General features: G+C 73.9%; 13 protein-coding genes. 3 read left to right on the top strand and 10 right to left on the bottom strand.

Annotated elements, in window-relative coordinates:
• Positions 1–417 precede the first annotated feature (417 nt).
• Positions 418–1,218 (top strand): SDR family oxidoreductase, encoded by an 801-nt coding sequence (locus B446_RS31885; protein ID WP_020943569.1) that lies wholly within the window; start codon positions 418–420, stop codon positions 1,216–1,218.
• Between the two features lie 91 nt (positions 1,219–1,309).
• Here B446_RS31885 and B446_RS31880 read toward each other — a convergent pair whose 3' ends face one another.
• From B446_RS31880 to B446_RS31855, 6 genes are all read right to left on the bottom strand, one after another.
• A complete protein-coding gene (locus tag B446_RS31880) occupies positions 1,310–2,842 on the bottom strand; it encodes an SDR family NAD(P)-dependent oxidoreductase (protein WP_020943568.1) in 1,533 nt (510 codons plus the stop codon).
• 1,503 nt (positions 2,843–4,345) lie between these two features.
• Positions 4,346–5,677, bottom strand: a complete 1,332-nt coding sequence (locus tag B446_RS31875; RefSeq protein WP_020943567.1) for a wax ester/triacylglycerol synthase family O-acyltransferase — start codon at positions 5,675–5,677, stop codon at positions 4,346–4,348.
• A gap of 185 nt (positions 5,678–5,862) precedes the next feature.
• Complete coding sequence (locus tag B446_RS31870; protein WP_020943566.1) at positions 5,863–8,184, bottom strand: GH92 family glycosyl hydrolase; 2,322 nt, start codon at positions 8,182–8,184, stop codon at positions 5,863–5,865.
• Positions 8,185–8,310: 126 nt separating this feature from the next.
• Positions 8,311–9,510: a glucose-1-phosphate adenylyltransferase gene (glgC, locus tag B446_RS31865; protein WP_388071124.1), complete on the bottom strand. Its 1,200-nt coding sequence runs from the start codon at positions 9,508–9,510 to the stop codon at positions 8,311–8,313.
• Positions 9,511–9,617: 107 nt separating this feature from the next.
• On the bottom strand, positions 9,618–10,763 hold the full coding sequence (gene glgA, locus B446_RS31860; RefSeq protein WP_043476848.1) for a glycogen synthase: 1,146 nt from the start codon (positions 10,761–10,763) through the stop codon (positions 9,618–9,620).
• Between the two features lie 47 nt (positions 10,764–10,810).
• Entirely contained in the window at positions 10,811–11,626 is an 816-nt protein-coding gene (locus B446_RS31855) for a (2Fe-2S)-binding protein (RefSeq protein WP_043479516.1), read from the bottom strand.
• A 229-nt stretch (positions 11,627–11,855) separates the two neighbouring features.
• On the opposite strand from B446_RS31855, the gene B446_RS39815 reads away from it, so the two are divergent.
• Positions 11,856–13,412 carry a DMT family transporter gene (locus tag B446_RS39815; protein ID WP_020943562.1) on the top strand — a complete coding sequence of 519 codons (1,557 nt, stop codon included), beginning with the start codon at positions 11,856–11,858 and terminating at the stop codon, positions 13,410–13,412.
• Here the strand turns inward: B446_RS39815 and B446_RS31845 are convergent.
• Positions 13,402–14,616 (bottom strand): transglycosylase family protein, encoded by a 1,215-nt coding sequence (locus B446_RS31845; protein ID WP_020943561.1) that lies wholly within the window; start codon positions 14,614–14,616, stop codon positions 13,402–13,404. The two genes, B446_RS39815 and B446_RS31845, sit on opposite strands and share 11 nt — an antisense overlap.
• Before the next feature lie 281 nt (positions 14,617–14,897).
• Here B446_RS31845 and gndA point away from each other — a divergent pair, with 281 nt between their 5' ends.
• Positions 14,898–16,337 (top strand): NADP-dependent phosphogluconate dehydrogenase, encoded by a 1,440-nt coding sequence (gene gndA, locus B446_RS31840; RefSeq protein ID WP_020943560.1) that lies wholly within the window; start codon positions 14,898–14,900, stop codon positions 16,335–16,337.
• A 638-nt stretch (positions 16,338–16,975) separates the two neighbouring features.
• Here gndA and B446_RS31835 read toward each other — a convergent pair.
• The 3 genes from B446_RS31835 to B446_RS31825 form a co-directional block, all read right to left on the bottom strand.
• Entirely contained in the window at positions 16,976–17,320 is a 345-nt protein-coding gene (locus tag B446_RS31835) for a GNAT family N-acetyltransferase (RefSeq protein WP_020943559.1), read from the bottom strand.
• A gap of 28 nt (positions 17,321–17,348) precedes the next feature.
• Positions 17,349–17,771, bottom strand: a complete 423-nt coding sequence (gene panD, locus B446_RS31830; protein WP_020943558.1) for an aspartate 1-decarboxylase — start codon at positions 17,769–17,771, stop codon at positions 17,349–17,351.
• A gap of 111 nt (positions 17,772–17,882) precedes the next feature.
• The gene (locus tag B446_RS31825) at positions 17,883–19,049 is read right to left on the bottom strand and encodes an LLM class flavin-dependent oxidoreductase (protein ID WP_020943557.1); all 1,167 of its coding nucleotides are present in this window, start codon (positions 19,047–19,049) and stop codon (positions 17,883–17,885) included.
• Positions 19,050–19,057: the final 8 nt, after the last annotated feature.

Genomic DNA, 19,057 nt, shown 5'->3' with positions numbered 1-19,057 from the left:
CCCGCTCGGGTCTGGATGAAAGGCCAGTTCGGACGCGGTGGCGCCGGTACTTCGTGTCGGAGCAGGCCGTTGTCGACCGGCTCACCCCAGGACGGACGGTGGGTGTGGGTGGGACCCCGTACTGCTGTCCGTCCCCCCAAGGTTAACCAAATGAGCGGACGACCGCTCGATAGGGAGTGCAAACAAGGTGTAACTATCGGAAGTCCTACGGACTCCCAATCCCCCTCAATATGCCGCTGATTGCCACAAACCGCATCACCCGCCCGTCGGCGTGAATCACCCACTCGGCCTAGCGAGACGAACATGTCTTCGACTCGATCGAGCTGGTGCTGTACGGAGTCGGCCGTGCCTCTGTCGTCCGACTCTCCGCCGTCCGTGCCTCTGTCGTCCGACGGCCCGTCATGAGACGGTGCGGCGATGACGCCCTCCTACGGCTTGCAGGGGAAGGCCGCGGTCGTCACCGGCGGCACGCGCGGCATCGGCCGTGCCGTGGCCGGGGCGCTCGCCGCCGCCGGGGCACGCGTGTGCGTGACCGCGCGGGACCCGGACGCGGTGCGGCGCGCCGCCGCCGAGCTGGGCGGGATCGGGCTGGCCGGCAGTGTGGCCGACCCCGGGCATCCCGAGGAGCTGACGGATCTGGTGCTGCGTGAGTTCGGGCGGCTGGACGTCCTCGTCAACAACGCGGCGACGAACCGGCCGTACGGTCCGCTGATGGAGGCACCCGACACGGACTGGAGGGAGGCGTTCGCGGTCAACGTCCAGGCCCCGCTGCGCCTGGTGCAGTGCGCCTGGCACGGCTGGATGCGCGAGCACGGCGGGGCCGTCGTCAACGTCTGCACGGAGGGCGCCGAGCACGTGGGGCCGCGGGTGGGCGCGTACGGCACCACGAAGGCGGCGCTGCTGCACCTCACCCGGCAGCTCGCGGGCGAGCTCGCGCCCCGGGTGCGGGTCAACTCCGTCTCCCCCGGGCTCGTCCGCACCGAGATGGCCCGGTTCGTGTGGGAGCCCGGCGAGGCCGAGGCGGCAGCGGAGCTGCCGCTCGGGCGGATCGGCGAGCCGGAGGACGTGGCGCGGGCCGTGCTGTGGCTGGCCTCGGATGCGGCCGAGTGGGTGACGGGCGCCGATCTGCTGGTCGACGGCGGAACGCGGGTGCGGGCCGCCTCCGGGGCGGACGGCACCGTCCTGCGTGCGCGGCTGCGTGGTGTCCCCGAGGTCTAGCCGGTGGCCGGTGGCGCGGGCGACCCTCGCGGGGCGTCCGGACGGTGGGGAGCCGGTGGCCCGGCGGGGCACCGGCTCCCCACCGCCGGGCTCACCACTTGCCGGGCGCGTAGTCCTTCATGAAGACGCCGTACAGGTCCTCGCCCGCCTCGCCGCGCACGACCGGGTCGTACACCCGGGCCGCTCCGTCGACCAGGTCGAGCGGGGCGTGGAAGCCGGCCTCGGCGAGGCGCAGCTTGTCGTAGTGGGGGCGCTCGTCGGTGATCCAGCCGGTGTCGACCGAGGTCATCAGGATGCCGTCGGCGTCGAACATCTCCTGGGCGCTGGTCCGCGTCACCATGTTCATCGCGGCCTTGGCCGCGTTGGTGTTCGGGTGGCCGGCGCCCTTGTAGCCGCGGCTGAAGACGCCTTCCATGGCGGAGACGTTCACGACGTAGGCGCGTCCGCTCGTCGCCCTGCGGGCGGCCTCGGCCATCGCCGGGCGGAGCTTGCTGATCAGGATGAACGGCGCCGTGTAGTTGCACAGCTGGGTCTCGAGCAGCTCCACCGGGGAGATCTGCTCGATCGTCTGCACCCAGGTGTTGGTGTCGACGACGTCCGGAACGAGACCGCCGGCGTCGATGGCGGTGCCGTCGAGGTGACGGGCGACGCTGGCGTTGCCCGCGACCAGGGCGAGGTCGGCGACCTTCTGCGCGTCCAGGCCGCTGGTGCCGAGGGGCAGCGCGGCCAGGCCGTCGACCGCGCCGGAGTTGAAGGCGCCGATGACGTGGTGGGCGGGCAGTTCACCCGCGGGCAGCGGGGCGCTCTCGCCCTCGACCAGGGCGGCGTAGGCGGTGGGCAGGCGGCGGACGGTCTGGGTGGCGTTGTTGATCAGGATGTCCAGCGGGCCGGCCTCGGCGACCTGGTCGGCCAGCGCGACGGCCTGGGCCGGGTCGCGCAGGTCGATGCCGACGACCTCCAGCCGGTGCATCCAGTCCGCGGAGTCCTCCATCGCCTTGAAGCGGCGGATGGCGTCCTTGGGGAAGCGGGTGGTGACGGTGGTGTGCGCGCCGTCGCGCAGCAGCCGCAGCGCGATGTACATGCCGATCTTGGCGCGGCCGCCGGTGAGCAGGGCGCGCTTGCCGGTGAGGTCGGCGCGGGCGTCGCGCTTCTCGCGGTTCAGGCCGGCGCAGTCCGGACAGAGCTGGTGGTAGAAGTAGTCGACCTCCACGTACCTGCCCTTGCAGGTGTAGCAGGAGCGCGGGCGCTGGAGTATGCCCGCGATCCTGCCCGCCTCGACCTTGGAGGAGGGCAGGATGCCCTCGGTCTCGTCGTCGATGCGCTCGGCGGAGCCGGTCGCGGTGGCCTCGGTGACGGCGCGGTCGTGCGCGGTCTTGGCGGCGCGGCGCTCCTGGCGGCGGCGCTGCTTGACCGTGCGGTAGACGTGCGAGGTGGCCCGGCGCACCAGAATCGCGTCCGGGTGGTCGACGTCGAGCTGGTCGAGCTCCTCCAGCACGCTCAGGCAGACGGCCAGGCGCTCCGGGTCGATACCGGGCCCGTAGACCACCTCGTCCACGGCCGCGGGGTCCATGTCCGTGGCGTCCATGGACCCCACGGACGCCGCGCCGTCCTCTGTCACCGTCATCGCGCTGCCGCTTTCCTGATCACCCGTGCGGCGCTCCGACTCGCGCCCGCTTTCGAACGGGGAATTTTACGGAGCGGCAGCCCTCCGGGCCAAACCCGCGAACCCCGCCCCTATCCCCGCCCCCGCCCGGGCCACGGGATCCTCGCCCCGGAGGTGACGGACGCCACGCGGATACCGGCCCACGGCCATGCCACCGGGGGCGCCTGTGGCTGCCTGTGCGGCACGGGCCGGGGGCACACGGTCACCGTCACCGGGAGCGGTCGGGCTTCCTCCGGTCGGCCGGGGGGAAGGCCGGCTCGCGGGCGGGAGCCGAGAACTGCCCCGCAGGGTCGGGCGCAGTCGTCGAGGCAGCCCGCACGGCGTGGTCGGCCGCCCGGGGCCCACCCCGGCCGGGCCACCGCGACGCCGACGTCACCCACGCCGCGCGGGACCGCCCGCCCCGGCGACCGGGGACAGCCCGGACGCAGGCGCGTGGGCGCGACCGGCGGGCGGCCGCTCGGAGCCGGACCGAGACCCTGGGGTCCGCAGACAGCTAGCCGCCTGCCCGGGCCGCGAGGCGGCGGCCGGGCCCGGGGAACTCCGGCCGGCGGCCCGGCCCGAGGACGCGGGCGAGCGACCGAGGCGGTACCGGCGGGCAGTCGGGCCTACCGCGCAGCCGGAGCGACGGCCCGCTGCCTGGTCCGGACGGACCGGGCCACACTGTGGCGGTTCGACTCCCGGACAAGCGATGCGGGCGAGCGCCCCGGGGCACCGGCAGCGGCGGGCACTCGGAGCCCCCGCGCCGGCGCGAGCACGAGTCCGACACCGCCGGGCCCGAACAGGCCGGACCGCGCCACGGCGGCAGTACGGACTGGACCGGACCGGGGACCGCGACGGTGCGGGCGAACAACCGAGACGCCCGGCACCGGACGGCGCCCGGAGCCCACCGCGCGGCACGCCCGGGACTCCGATGCCGGGTCCGGGCGGCCCGAGCCGCGCCGCGGCAGCAGTACGGACTGGACCAGACCGGGGACCGCGACGGTGCGGGCGAACAACCGAGACACCCGGCACCGGACGGCGCCCGGAGCCCACCGCGCGGCACGCCCGGGACTCCGATGCCGGGTCCGGGCGGCCCGAGCCGCGCCACGGCGGCAGTACGGACTGGACCAGACCGGGGACCGCGACGGTGCGGGCGAACAACCGAGACGCCCGGCACCGGACGGCGCCCGGAGCCCACCGCCCGGCACGCCCGGGAGTCCGATGCCGGGTCCGGGCGGCCCGAGCCGCGCCGCGGCGGCAGTACTGACTGGACCGGACCGGGGACCGAGACGGTGCGGGCGAACAACCGAGACACCTGGCACAGGACGGCGCCCGGAGCCCACCGCGCGGCACGCCCGGGACTCCGATGCCGGGTCCGGGCGGCCCTAGCCGGGGCAGCTCGGGGAGTCCCCGGGCATCGGGCGGCGGGGACACCGATCGCCGGCCGGCCGGGCACCCGGTGTCGGGACCCCGTCCGGCCAGGACTCAGGCGTCGCATGCCGTCAGGAGGGATTGCACCTCCTCGGACACCGCTCGGGCGAAGACGTCCAGGTCCGGGACGGCCTGGGCGTCGGCCACCAGGCCGTAGTGCACGTGGCCCCGGTACGTGGAGATCGCGACCGCGAGCGACTGGCCGGGGGCGAGCGGGGCCAGCGGGTAGACCTCGGTCAGGTCGTGGCCGCCGAGCCGGAGGCCGAGGCCCGGCAGCGGGACGCTGGTGACGAGGATGTCGAACCAGAGCCGGGCGGCCTGGCCGACCAGCGGGCCGCCGAGCCGGTGGCCGAGGGCGGGCACGTGGTCGGCGAGCAGGGCGACGGCACCGGCACCCCGGTCGGGGCCCGCGTCCTTGTTGCGGACCATCGCGGTGCGCACCGTGTCGAGGCGGCGCAGCGGGTCGGGGTCGTCGACCGGAAGCCGTATCAGGTAACCGGAGAGCCGGTTGCCCTGTGGCTGGGCGGTGCGCGGCCGGCGCCGGGAGACCGGGATGAGGGCGCGCGGCGCCACCCCCTCGCTGCCGTCGCCGCGTTCGTCCAGCCAGCGGCGCAGCGCGCCGGCGACGACGGCGATGAGGACGTCGTTGACCGTGCCGCCCACGCTCTTGCGGACGCGGTGCACGTCGTCGATGTCCAGGACCACACCGGCCGTGCGGCGGGTGCCGCTGGGCGCGGAGGTCAGCGCCGACGAGGGCCGCATCCCGAAGGTCGAACGGGCCAGCGAGGCGCCGATGTCGAGGGCCCGGCCGGCGTCCGACAGCGCGCCCCTGACCAGCCCGGGCAGCAGAGCGGGCAGTCTGCGCACGTCGGACAGCAGGGTGCGCGGCGGCTCGACGGGACGCGGGCCGCGCTCGGGCAGGTCGACCGGGTCCAGCACCCCGGCGGCGAGCTTGAGCGCGCGCAGGCCGTCGGCGAGCGCGTGGTGGAACTTGAACAGCACGGCGAAGGAGACGCCGTCCTCGCCGGGCAGCACATGGGCCTCCCACGGCGGCCGGCCGCGCTCCAGCGGACGCTCCATCAGCCGCCCGGCGGCGGCGTGGAAGTCGGCGGTCGGGGCGTGCAGCCGTACGTGGTTCAGCGGGTCGAAGTCCGGGTCGGCCTCCCGGGTGGCGCCCCCGAAGGAGAGCGGCTGCCAGACGTCCCGGATGCGCATGCGCAGTCCGGGCACGGCGGCGGCCCGCGCGGCGAGCAGGTCGGCGGCGTGGGCGCCCGCCGTGGGCGAGTGCGTCGCGAAGACACCGAGCGCGCCCAGGTGCATCGGGTGCCGGTCGGACTCCATGTTCCAGAAGGCCAGGTCGAGGGGAGCGAGCGGATCGGAAGTCAAGGGCTTGCCTCGCGTCGGCGGGAAGACGAGATGGAACGTGCAAGGGCGGGAGACGGACGGTCCTGCAGGGCAACAGTCAAGACTCGCTGGGCGATTACGGTCAAGTACGATCAGGCTACGCTCAGTTAACAGCAGGTTAAGTCCCGCCCCTCGGGGGAGCGGCGGGACTCGTGGGACTCCTGAGGTCACTTCAGTACCGGTGGCGCCGCCTGGGGTGACGTACCCCACTCGGACGGGCGCGGGCCGACCGTGAACGCGACGGTGCGCAGGGAGCGCAGGGCGTCCGTCGTCAGGTAGGTCCGGGCGTGCGGCCTGCCGTCCGTGCGGACCGACTGGACGTAGCGGTCGGCGGCGGAGGTGCCCGGCGCGGTGACGGTGAACCCGCCGCCCGGCCAGTAGCGGCGGTCGAGCGTGAGGTCGACCCGGTCGAACACGGGAGTGGACAGACCCCAGGTGTTGTAGCCGGGTTGGATCGGGAAGAGCCCGATCGACGACAGCACGTTCCAGGCGGACATGGTGCCCAGGTCGTCGTTCCCGGTCATGCCGGTGGGGCCGTCGGTGAAGAGGGTCAGGGCCGCGTGGACCACGTCGGTGGTCTTCCAGGGCTGCCCGGTGGCCAGGTACGTGTACGGCGCGACGAGGTCGGGCTCGTTCATCGGGTTGTACTTGTCGGCGTTGTAGTAGTCGTACGCGTCCCCGTGCACCCACACCTCACGCGCGGTGCGCGCCGGGTCGGCCAGCAGCCGGTCGTAGGCGAAGAAGGTGTCGAGGCGCTCGTTGGCCGCGCGGGTGCCGCCGATCAGGTCGATCATGCCCGGCAGGTCCTGCGGGACGAGCCACTGGTACTGCCAGGCGGTGCCCTCGTGGAAGCCGGTGCTGCGGGCCGGGTCCGCGGGGCCGGTGAAGGCGCCGGAGGCGTCCCGGGCCCGGAAGAAGCCGGTCGAGGGGTCGAAGAGGGTGCGGTAGTTGCGCGACCGTGCGGCGTAGCGGGCGGCGTCCGCGTCGTGGCCGAGGCCCCGGGCCATCTGGGCGAGCACCGCGTCGGCGAGCGCGTACTCCAGGGTGACGGAGGCGCCGTGGTGGTAGTCGGAGTCGCCCAGCTTGGACAGCGGGCGGTCCTTGACGAAGGGGGCGTAGCCGTGGGCGATGTACTCGGCGTTGGCCTCCCGTCCGATGCCCGGGTAGCCGGCGGGCGGCACCCCGTCGGCGTTCTTGCGCAGCGCCCGGTACGCCCGCTCCTCGAACCCCCTGAGCAGGCCCGTCTGGTAGGCGGTGGTCAGGAACGGGGTGACCGGGTCGCCGCTCATGCAGTTCGTCTCGACCGGCCCGTAACCCCACTTGGGCAGCCAGCCCCCGTCCTCGTCCACCTTCACCACCGACAGCGCCATGTCGCGGGCCTCGCGCGGCGCGAGCAGGGCCAGCAACTGGGCCTGGGTGCGGTAGGTGTCCCACAGCGACCAGTTCTGGTAGTACGTGAACCGCTCCGCGCGGTGGACGCGGCGGTCCCAGCCCAGGTAGCGGCCGTCGGCGTCGCTGCCGATGTTGGGCGCGAGGAACGAGCGGTACAGGGACGAGTAGAAGGTGCGGCGCAGCGTCGGGTCGCCGCCCCGCACGCGCACGGCGGCGAGCCGCCGCTCCCACTCCTCGCGGGCCCGCCGCCGTACCGCGTCGAAGGACCGGCCGCCGCCGGCCCGCAGGTTGACCGCGGCACCGCGCGCGTCGACGTACGACAGGGCGGTGGTCGCCTCGACGGTACGGTCCTTCGTCGTGTCGAAGCGGACGTAGGCGCCGCCGCGGCCGGTGCGGGCGCCCGGTGTGACCGCCGCCCCGTCCCAGGTGCCGTAGGCGGTGAACGGCCGGTTGAACCGGGTGATCGTGTACACGGTGTACGGGCCGGTGTCGCGGCAGAAGCCGTGGCCGGTGATCTCGGTGCGCACGGTGTGGGCGTCGAGGATCTCGACCGAGCTGGCGACCGGCTTGTGCAGCGCCTGGGCCGCGTTCAGCAGGACGTTGGCCCGGTCGGTGGCCGGGAAGGTGTAGCGCTGCACCCCGGTGCGCGCGGTCGCGGTCAGCTCGGCGCGGATGCCGGAGTCGAGGCCGACGCCGTAGTAGCCGGGGCTCGCCTGCTCGTCGGCGTGCGAGAAGCCCGCCGCGTAGCGCGCGTAGTCCGTCTGGGTCACCTCGCCCGTGGTGGGCAGTACGGGCAGGTCGCCGCCGATCCGGCAGCCGACGCCGGAGAGGTGGACCAGGGAGAAGCCGCGGACGCGGTTCTGGGTGTAGTCGTAGCCGGTGCTGTGCCCGGTGTCCGGGGAGAGCTGCACCATGCCGAAGGGCACGGTCGCGCCGGGGAAGGTGTTGCCCTCGTTCTGGCTCCCGATGAAGGGGTTCACCAGGTCGGTGAGGTGGCCGTCGGTCCGCTCGGCGGCACGTGCGGCGGGGGTGGCGATCAGCGCGGACGCTGCCATCACCCCGGCCAGGCACAGCCGCGTGCGCCGGGTCCCTCTCATGTCGGATGACCTCCGAAGGTTCGACATCGTTGCCTGCATCGTGGCGGGCGAACGAGGCGAACCCGGGCATTCCAGGGCGGTGATGCGGCGCGCGTCGCGCGCGTGAGCCGTCCGGCGGCGCGTGCGTCAGGGCACGCGCTGCCCCTTCCCGAGCGCGATCACGCCGCCCTCGGAGACGGTGTACAGCTCGGCGTCCCGCTCCGGGTTGACGCCGATCGTCGCGCCCGGCGGCACCTCGACGTTCTTGTCCAGCACGGCGCCGCGGACGATCGCGCCCCGTCCGACGTGCACGTTGTCGTGCAGCACCGAGCCCTGCACGACCGCGCCCGGGTCGACGCGTACGCCGGGCGAGAGCACGGACCGGGTGACCTGGCCGCGGATCAGGCAGCCCGCGCTGATGATGGACTCGCTCGCGATGCCGCCCGCGTTGAACCGGGCCGGCGAGAGCTGGTTGGAGTGGGTGTAGATGGGCCACTGCCGGTTGTACAGGTTGAAGGCGGGGCGCTCGGCTATCAGGTCCATGTGCGCCTCGTGGTAGGCGTCGAGGGTGCCGACGTCCCGCCAGTAGCCCTGGTCGCGGCTGGTCTCGCCGGGCACGTGGTTGTCGCTGAAGTCGTAGAGCTGGGCCTCGCCGCGGCCGGTGAGCTGGGGCAGGATCGAGCCGCCCATGTCGTGCACGGACTGCGTGTCCTCCGCGTCGCGTTGCAGCGCCTCGATGAGCGCCTTGGTGGTGAAGACGTAGTTGCCCATCGAGGCGAACACGCACTCGGGGTCGTCCGCGAGGCCGGGCGGGTCCGCGGGCTTCTCCAGGAAGCGCTCGACGCTGCGCCCGTCCGAGCCCGGGGTGATCACACCGAACGAGGAGGACTCCGAGCGCGGCACCCGGATGCCGGCCACGGTCACCCCGGCGCCGCCCTCGATGTGCTGGGCCAGCATCTGCCGGGGGTCCATGCGGTAGACGTGGTCGGCGCCGAACACGGCCACGTACTCGGGCTGTTCGTCGTACACGAGGTTCAGCGACTGCAGGATGGCGTCGGCGCTGCCCAGGTACCAGCGCGGGCCCAGGCGCTGCTGGGCCGGCACCGGGGTGACGTAGTTGCCCAGCAGGCTGGACATCCGCCAGGTGGTGGTGATGTGCCGGTCCAGCGAGTGCGACTTGTACTGGGTCAGCACGCAGATGCGCAGGACGTCGGCGTTCACCAGGTTGGACAGCACGAAGTCGACGAGCCGGTAGGTGCCCCCGAAGGTGACGGCGGGCTTGGCCCGGTCCGTGGTGAGCGGCATCAGGCGTTTGCCCTCCCCGCCCGCCAGTACGATCCCGAGCACCGAGGGCCGTCCGCCCCGGCCCACACCGCTTCCGCGGGGGTAGTCCCATCCACGCACGGCCGCTCCCCTCACCCTGGTTCCACCATGGATGCCCCGAGCACGCGGGACTAAGCCTGCTTGAGGATCTCCTCGTAGAGTCCGGCGGTGCGCCGGGCCACCGCTTCCCAGCCGAACTCCTCGACCGCGCGCACCCGTCCCGCCTCCCCCATCCGGCGGGCCGCCTCCGGGTCGCCGAGCACCGTGTCCAGGGCCCGGGCGAGGTTCGCCTCGAAGGCGTCGTCCACGTCGACCAGCAGACCCGTGCGGCCGTCGGCCACGACCTCAGGGATGCCGCCGACGCGGGAGGCGACGACCGGCGTGCCGCAGGCCATGGCCTCCAGGTTGACGATGCCGAGGGGTTCGTACACCGAAGGGCAGACGAAGACGGCCGCCCGGGTCAGGAGTTGGATGACGTCGGCGCGGGGCAGCATCTGCGGGATCCAGGACACGCCCGCGCGGACCCGGCTCAGCTCCTCGTACAGCTCCCGGAACTCGCGGTCGATCTCGGGGGTGTCGGGGGCGCCGGCGCACAGCACCACCTGGGCGCCCGGGTCGATGTCCCGTACCGCGCGCAGCAGATGGGGCACGCCCTTCTGCCGGGTGATCCGGCCGACGAACAGCACGAACGGGCGTGCCGGGTCGATGCCGTGCCGGGTGAGCGCGTCGGTGCCGTGGTCCGGGCGGTACAGGGCGGTGTCGATGCCGTTGTGCACGACGTGCACCCGCGCCGGGTCCAGCGCCGGGTAGCAGGCGAGGATGTCCTCGCGCATCGCGCCCGACACGGCGATCACGGCGTCGGCCGCCTCGACGGCGGTGCGCTCGGTCCAGCTCGACAGCGCGTACCCGCCGCCCAGTTGTTCGGCCTTCCAGGGGCGCAGCGGCTCCAGCGAGTGGGCGGTCACCACGTGCGGGACGCCGTACAGCAGTTTGGCGAGGTGTCCGGCGAGGTTGGCGTACCAGGTGTGGGAGTGGACGAGTTCGCGGCCCTCGAGCGCGGCCGCGATGGACAGGTCCACCGAGAAGGTGCGCAGCGCGTCGTTGGAACCGTCGAGGACGGGCCAGGGGCGGTGGCGCACCACGCCGACGCCGCGGCCCTCACCCCAGCAGTGCACCTCCAGGTCCACCAGCGCGCTCAGCTCCCGGGCGAGGAACTCGACATGGACGCCCGCGCCGCCGTACACGTCCGGCGGGTACTCCCGGGTCAGCAGTCCCACACGCACCCGACAACCCCCTGGTCTCGCCGACAGGTTCCCTTTCATGGTCACCCAGATGCGGCGCCCGGGGAAGAGCGCGGCGGGCGGGTGAAGCAGCAGTCGCCGCAGACCCCGCCGCCGGGAACGCGGTAGTAGAGGCAGCAGCTGCGGCGGCGGAAGGTCGGCACGGGCTGGGTGCCGGTGGTGCGCAGCAGCGGGTGGGCGAAGAGGTCGTCGGTGAGGCGGCGGGCCCGGTCGGCCACGTCGGTACGGCCGTGGGCGCGGGCCCAGCGGTCCAGTTCGCGGGCCGCTCCGGCGAGCGCCGAACCGGCGTTGCCCCACAGCAGGCCGGCCGCGACTCCGTACCGGGCCGTCAGGGCTTCCCCTAGGGGACGGAGATGGGCGTGCAGCACGGCGTCCGCCAGGGTGGCCGGGTCCCCGGGGGCCGCGCGCACCTCGGTCAGCCACAGGTCGTCCGGGGCGGGCGCGGCGCCGTGCCAGCGCAGCAGCCCGGGCCCGAGATCGGGCAGCCGGCCGTACAGGGCGGCGCACGCCAGGGCCGTGGACCACAGGCGGGCGGCCAGTCCCTGGTGGGCGATCGAGGCGGCGACCCGCGCCTCACCGGTGCGGAGCCGGTCCGCGACCGTGGCGACCCGGGAGGTCAGCACGTCGCGGGCGGCGCCGTCCGCCGCCGTCGCCCCGGCAGCCGTCCCCGGGGCGGCCGTTGCCGCCGTGGCCGCCGAGGCCGCCGTCGCTGCCGTCGCGTAGGTCTCCGCCAGGGTGGGCGGGAGCGGGGCGGGCGGGCGCCGCGCCCCCGCGGTCGTGCGCAGGACGAAGAAGCCGCCGAGCGGCCGGAGGGCGGCGAGTTCCGGATCGAGGTCCACGAGGAGCATCACTACCAGGCCGCGCCGCCGCCCCCGAGCCGGGGTCCCCCCGGGGCGGCCGCCCGCCTTGGGGATGAGCGGCCGGGCCGCGTACTCCATCGGCAGTAGGACCCATTGAGTGCTCAGGTACGACGACGGGGAGGGCCCGAACGGGCAGAGTGTCGACCATGGAAGCCGACCGTACGCCGCGCCGGGCCCAGGGGTCCCGCCGCACGCGAAGGAACTGCCGATGAGCGCCCTCGCGTTGTCCGTGCTGCTGTCGTTCGTGTCCGCCGTCGCGTACGCGGGCGGGGCGATCGTGCAGGAGCAGGTGGCACTGTCCTCGCCCGGCGGTTCGTACCTGCCGCTGCGCCGGGCCGGCTGGTGGGCGGCGCTGGGCCTGAACGGGCTCGGCGGTGTCCTGCACGTCGTGGCGCTCGCCTACGGCCCGCTCAGCCTCGTGCAGCCGCTCGGCGCCCTGACCATCGTCTTCGCCCTGCCCATGGCGGCGCTGTGCGTGGGCCGCAGGGCCGGGGCGACCGCCTGGCGCGGCGCGGTCATGGCCACGGTCGGCCTCGCCGGCCTGCTGTCCGTGGTCGGCTCCGCCGGGACCCACTCCCTCGACCCGGCCCAGCGGGTGGCCGTCGCGCTGGTCACCGGCGGGGCGGTCGCCGCGCTGACGGTCGCCGGACTGGCCGCGCACCGGCACCCGGCGGTGCGCAGCGTGCTGCTGGCCACCGCCTCCGGCATCGCCTTCGGCATGTCGTCGGTGTTCACCAAGACCGTCGCGGTCGACTGGGACGCCGGGATCGGCCTCGGCGACCTGCCCGCCCTCGCGGTCATCGGTGTCTTCGCGACCGCGGGCGTGCTGCTGTCACAGGCCTCCTACCGGGGCGGCGGGCTGGCCGCCCCGCTGGCCACGCTGACCGTGGTCAACCCGGTGCTGGCCGCCGCGGTCGGCATTCTGATGTTCGGTGAGACGTTCCGCTACGGCACCACGGGCACCCTGCTCGCTCTCGGCTGCGGCGTGGTGGCCGGCGGCGGTCTGATCCTGCTGACGACGGAACGCCTCGAACCGGAACGGGAGCCGGTCCCCGGGCCGGAGGCGGTCACCGCCCTGGCCCCGGCGGCCGAGGACGAGGCTCCGGTGCCCGGGTCCGGGTTCGCCGCCCGCGAGGCGCCGGCGGCGCTGCCCCGGCAGCGGCCGGCCACGTCGGAGCCCGGGCGGGGCTCGGCGGGGCGCGTCAAGATCGGTGACCCCGGCCCCGACGAGCTCGCGGAACTGGCGGAGATGGCCGGCATCGCGTGGGCCACCGAGGTCGTGCGGATGACGGAGATGAGGGAGATGGCCGAGTTCGCGGGAGACCCTGTCCCCGAAGGGGGCGGCCCGAAGTTCGATGACTCCCCTGGGATCGGGGGTTCCGTCGATTTCGCGGGAGGTCCGGGATGCGCGGGCGCGCTGGTCCTCGCGGAGGGCCCGGCGTCCGAGAAGGAGCCGAACGCCACGGGCGGGCCGGACGTCACGGGCGGGCCGAACGCCACGGGCGGGCCGAACGCCACGGGCGGGCCGGGCATCACGGGCGGGCCGGACGTCGCGGGTGAGCCGGACGTCCCGGGCTCGCCTCGGGCCCGGGCCCCCGGCGAGCCGGAGACTCCGGACGTGGCCGAGGACACGGTGCCCGGGGCGGAGGCGACGGCCCCGGCGTTCGTCTTCCCGCCCTCGTGCACCCCGCTGTCCGCGACCTTCTCCGTACCGCTGCCGGTCCTGCACCGGCAGCGGCAGCGGTACGCGCGGGTCAGATCCTGACGCCGCCGGCCCGCAGGTACGCGAGCGGGTCGATGTCCGAACCGAAGCCGGGCCCGGTCCGCACCTCGAAGTGCAGATGCGGGCCCGTGACGTTCCCGGTGGCCCCGGAGCGGCCGATGCGCTGGCCGGCGGAGACGCTCTGCCCGGCGCGCACGGAGATGGCGGACAGGTGCCCGTACTGGGTGTAGCGACCGTTCGCGTGCCGGATCACCACCTGGTAGCCGTACGAGCCTCCCCAGCCGGCGGCGACCACGTGCCCGGCCGCCGCCGCCTGGACGGAGGTCCCGGTGGGCACCAGGAAGTCGATGCCCGTGTGGTAGCCCTTCGACCAGTGCGACCCTCCCACGTGGTACCCGGTGCCGATGGGGGCGTGCACGGGGGCGACGAGGGTGTGCCCGTCGGTGTGGTGGGCGGGCGCGTGGGTGTGCGTGTGGCTCTGGTGGGTCGGGTGGGTCTGCCGGGTCTTCTTCTCGGAAGGCCCCTTCTTCTCCGAAGGCTGCTTCTTCTTCGGGGACTTGGACTTGCTCCCGGTGTGCGTGTCGGGCGCCGGCGAGGCGGTGGGGCGCAGGTCGAGCCGCTGGCCGGGCAGGATCAGGTCGGGATCGGGGCCGATGGTGGCGCGGTTGCCCGCGTACAGGTGCCGCCAGCCGCCCCGTACGTGCTGTTCGCCGGCGATGCCGGAGAGCGTGTCGCCGTGCACCACCGTGTACATCTCGGCCCGGCCGGCGCGGGACTGCGGGGTCGTCTGCGGCTGCACGTCCCGCACGGAGGTGGTCCTCGCCGGGCGGGAACCGGCGCTGTCCGTGTGCGGTTCGGGTGCGCCGCCGCCCCGGTTCAGCCCGGCCCGCACCGAGCACACCGGCCAGGCGCCGGGCCCCTGGCCGTCCAGGACCTTCTCGGCGACCGCGATCTGCCGGTCCCTGGTGGCGAGGTCGGCGCGCGGCGCGTACCGGGTGCCGCCGTAGGCCGCCCAGGTGGACTGGGTGAACTGCAGCCCGCCGTAGTAGCCGTTGCCGGTGTTGATGCTCCAGTTGCCGCTGGACTCGCAGGCGGCGACCTTGTTCCAGGTGGACGCGTCGGCCGCGTGGGCGACGCCCGAGGCGACCAGCGGGATGGCGAGGCCGGCACCGCCCGCCGTGACGGTGAGTGAGGCGCGGTTGATCCTGGTCGGCTGGTACCGGCGATGCCGGCCGCGTACGGCCATGTCCGAATTCCCCTCGGCATGCGTCAGGAGCGGCAAAAGTAAGCGCTGCGAACAGGCCATGACAAGACGGGAAATCAGCCTCTCGACGCGAACAAGTGGCCGGTATCGGGCCCTTCTTGAAGGGATGGGCCGCGAGCTGCGGCGACGCTGAGGCGACGGGCGCCTTCCGTGCGTACACATGCCTGGCGGGTCGGATGTGCGCTCGCCGTAGCGGCACGTCAGGATGGGCGAGGGCCCGTACTGACGGAGCCGTAGTCACGAGGCAGCTAGGAGCAGGCGGTATGAGCACTTCAGCGCAGATCGGCGTCACGGGGCTCGCGGTCATGGGCCGCAACCTCGCCCGGAACTTCGCGCGCAACGGCTACACGGTCGCCGTGCACAACCGTACGGTGTCGCGGGCGCAGGCGCTGGTGAAGGAGTTCGGGGACGAGGGGGACTTCATCCTGGCCGAGTCCGCCAAGGAGTTCGTGGCGGCCCTGGAGCGTCCCCGGCGTCTGGTCATCATGGTCAAGGCGGGCGACCCGACGGATGCCGTGATCGAGGAGTTCGCGCCGCTGCTGGAGCCCGGCGACATGATCATCGACGGGGGCAACGCGCACTTCGCGGACACCCGCCGCCGGGAGAAGGCGCTGCGCGAGCAGGGCATCCACTTCGTCGGCATGGGCGTCTCCGGCGGCGAGGAGGGCGCGCTGCACGGCCCGAGCATCATGCCGGGCGGCCCGCGGGAGTCCTACGACTCCCTCGGCCCGATGCTGGAGAAGATCTCCGCGAAGGCGGCCGACGGCGCTCCGTGCGTCACGCACGTCGGCCCGGACGGCGCGGGTCACTTCGTGAAGATGGTGCACAACGGCATCGAGTACGCCGACATGCAGCTGATCGGCGAGGCCTACCAGCTGCTGCGCGATGTCGCCGGGTACTCCCCCGCGCAGATCGCGGACATCTTCCGGACCTGGAACACGGGCCGCCTGGACTCCTACCTGATCGAGATCACCGCCGAGGTCCTGTCCCACGTGGACGAGGCGACCGGCAAGCCGTTCGTGGACGTGGTGGTCGACCAGGCCGAGCAGAAGGGCACCGGCCGCTGGACGGTGCAGATCGCGCTCGACCTCGGGGTGCCGGTCTCCGGCATCGCGGAGGCGGTCTTCGCCCGCTCCCTGTCCGGCCACGCGGCGCTCCGGGACGCCTCGCGGGGCCTGGCGGGACCGCAGCCGTCCCCGCTGTCCGAGTCGGAGGCGGGGGCCTTCGCCGACCGGGTCGAGCAGGCGCTGTACGCCTCGAAGATCGTGTCGTACACGCAGGGCTTCCACGAGATCGCGGCGGGCAGCGAGGAATACGACTGGGACATCGACCTGGGCGCCGTCTCCGCCATCTGGCGCGGCGGCTGCATCATCCGGGCGGCCTTCCTCGACCGCATCCGGGCCGCGTACGACGCCCGGGCCGACCTGCCGAGCCTGCTGTCGGACGAGACGTTCGCCCAGGAGATCGCCGCCGCCCAGGACGACTGGCGCGAGGTGCTGGTCGCGGCGACCCGCCAGGGCGTGCCGACCCCCGGCTTCGCCGCGGCCCTGGCGTACTACGACGCGCTGCGCGCTGAGCGCCTGCCGGCGGCCCTCACCCAGGGCCAGCGGGACTTCTTCGGCGCCCACACCTACCGCCGGGTGGACCGGGACGGTTCGTTCCACACGCTGTGGGGCGGGGACCGGTCGGAGGTCTCGGCGTAGCGCGCCGCGCTCGGCGCGGGCACGGAGCGGCCCCCGCCCCACGTTCCCCTTCGGGGTGTGGGGGCGGGGGCCGCTCCGCCGTCTTCGCCGTCTTCGCCGTCTCGGCTGCCTCCGCCGGCTTTGCCGCAGGTCAGCTGAGGGGCGGGCCCGGCTCCGGGTTCGGGGTGGGTTCCGGGCCCGGCGGGACGGGGGACGGCGAGGGTTCGGGCGGACCCGGCGCGGGTGGTGCCGGGGGCGGCGTCGGGCTGGGACCCGGCGGCGGTGGCGAGGGTTCCGGGCCGGGCTCGGGGGTCGGGACCGGGCTCGGATACGGGTCCGGCGGGGTCGGTCCGGGGCCCGGGCCGGGCTGCGGGGTCGGCGGTACGGGGTCGGGGTACGGGCTCGTCATCGGGGTCCTCCGTACGGTCGTCGGACGTCGACTCTGATCTACCCCCCGCCTACCCGAGGCCCGCTCCGCCACTCACCGGGGGCCGGACCACTCACCCGAACCGCCGCACGGAAGGGGCAGGGCACCCGCGCACCGCGACCAGGCCCGTGAACCGCACGGCCTCCCGCGGACGCGGCGAGCGTCCGTGGGCTGCGGCTCGGCCGTGAACCGCACCGCCTTCCGCCGACACGGCAGCGCGCCCGTGGGCTCCCTAGAACCGCCCGGGGTGGGCCCGCAGCCAGTCCTTCGCCGCGGCGAGCAGCTCGGGGTCGGCCGCCGGGGCCTCCTCGGGGTGGCGGGCGGCCCATTTGACGACGTAGGGGCACAGCGGGGCCACCGGGACCCCCTCGCGCGCGGCGATGCTGTACAGCTCGCGGGCCAGCGAGCCGGCGATGCCCTTGCCCTCGTGTTCGGGCTCCACGACGGTGTGGACCGGGACCAGGGCGGGCGCGGGCGACTCGAGCACGAAGTACTCGATGTGGCCGACGACTTCGCCGTCGCCGACCGCTTCCAGGCGGCCTGCCGCCCGGTCGTCACGGATGTCGATGTCGCTCATGCGCGCGCTCCTGGTCCTCGTCCGCCGGTCAGACCGCGGGTACGGCCTGCGGGCTGCGTTCCTGGTCCGAGCCGGGCACCGGCGCGGACGGGTCGGCGCCGAGCTCCACGATCCGGTTGCCGGCGTCGACGTGCACGACGCTGGGCCGGAACTCCCGCGCCTCGGCGTCGGTGACCTGAGCGTAGCTGATGATGATCACCAGGTCCCCGGGGTGGACCAGGTGGGCGGCGGCGCCGTTGATCCCGATGACCCCGGACCCGCGCTCACCCTCGATGACGTACGTCTCCAGACGCGCCCCGTTGGTGATGTCGACGATGTGCACCAGCTCGCCGGGCAGCAGGTCGGCGGCGTCGAGCAGATCCGCGTCGATGGTCACCGATCCCACGTAGTGCAGGTCGGCCTGGGTGACGGTGGCACGGTGAATCTTCGACTTGAAGATCGTACGAAACATGAAGATACTCCCAGTTTGTCTGCTCCCTGCCTGTCTGCGCAGGTCAAGGGCGGTGCTCGGAGGCTACATCGTTTCGCATGTCCGGTCAGCCGTCGCCAGGTGTTCCAGAGCTCACACCGACACTCTCGGCGCGCCGCCGGCGAAGGGGACCTGGGCGGCGGGGGCCACCCGCTGCCCGTACGGGTGCCGCCACAGACCCTGCGCCTGAAGCTTCGGCAGCACGCCCTCGCCGAACCAGTACGCCTCCTCCAGATGCGGATACCCGGAGAAGATGAACTCCTCGATCCCCGACGCGGCGTACTCCTCGATCCGCTCGGCAACCTCGGTGTGACTGCCGACCAGGGCGGTCCCCGCGCCGCCCCGCACCAGCCCGATGCCCGCCCACAGGTTGGGATGGATCTCCAGCCCGTCCCGGCTCCCACCGCCGTGCAGGGCCAGCATCCGCTGCTGGCCCTCCGACTCACTGCGGGCAAGGCCCGCCTGCACCTGCCGCACGGTCTCCGCGTCGAAGCCTGCCAGCAGCCGCTCCGCCTCGGCCCAGGCCTGCTCGGAGGTGTCTCGGGTGATGACGTGCAACCGGATTCCGAAGCGGACGCGGCGACCCTCCTGCGCGGCCAGCTTCCTGATCCAGGCGATCTTCTCGGCGACCTGCGCCGGCGGCTCCCCCCACGTGAGGTAGACGTCGGCATGCCGCGCGGCCACCTCCCCGGCGATCGCCGAGGAACCACCGAAGTACACCTCGGGCACCGGGTCGGGCACCCGGGCCAGCCTGGCGTCCTCGACTCGCAGGTGCTCGCCGGACAGGTCGACGGTCCTGCCCTCCCACAACCCCCTGACGACTTCCAGGAATTCGCCGGTGCGGCGGTACCGCGCCTCCTTGTCCAGGAAGTCCCCGTAGGCCCGCTGCTCGTGGCTCTCACCACCGGTGACCACGTTGAGCAGGAGCCGTCCGCCGGTCTGCCGCTGGAAGGTGGAGGCCATCTGCGCCGCGAGCGTCGGCGAGACGAAGCCGGGACGGAAGGCGACGAGGAACTTCAGGCGCTCGGTGTTCTGGCTGACCATGGCGGTGGTCAGCCACGCGTCCTCGCACCACGCGCCGGTCGGCGTGAGCGCGCCGACGAAGCCCAGGTCTTCGGCGGCGCGGGCGATCTGGCTCAGGTAGGCGACCGTCGGCGGCCGGTCGCGCCCGGACTCCGTGGCGGGGGTGCCGTGGCCGCCGCCGACGACGTGGCGGCTGTCGCCGTTGGTGGGCAGGAACCAGTGGAAGGCGAGGGACACGTGGGGCT

Origin of the sequence: Streptomyces collinus Tu 365 (genome assembly GCF_000444875.1) — a bacterium.
GTDB lineage: Bacteria > Actinomycetota > Actinomycetes > Streptomycetales > Streptomycetaceae > Streptomyces > Streptomyces collinus_A.
The sequence above is the reverse complement of the archived record's forward strand: the minus strand, read 5'-3'. Positions and strand labels throughout refer to the sequence as shown.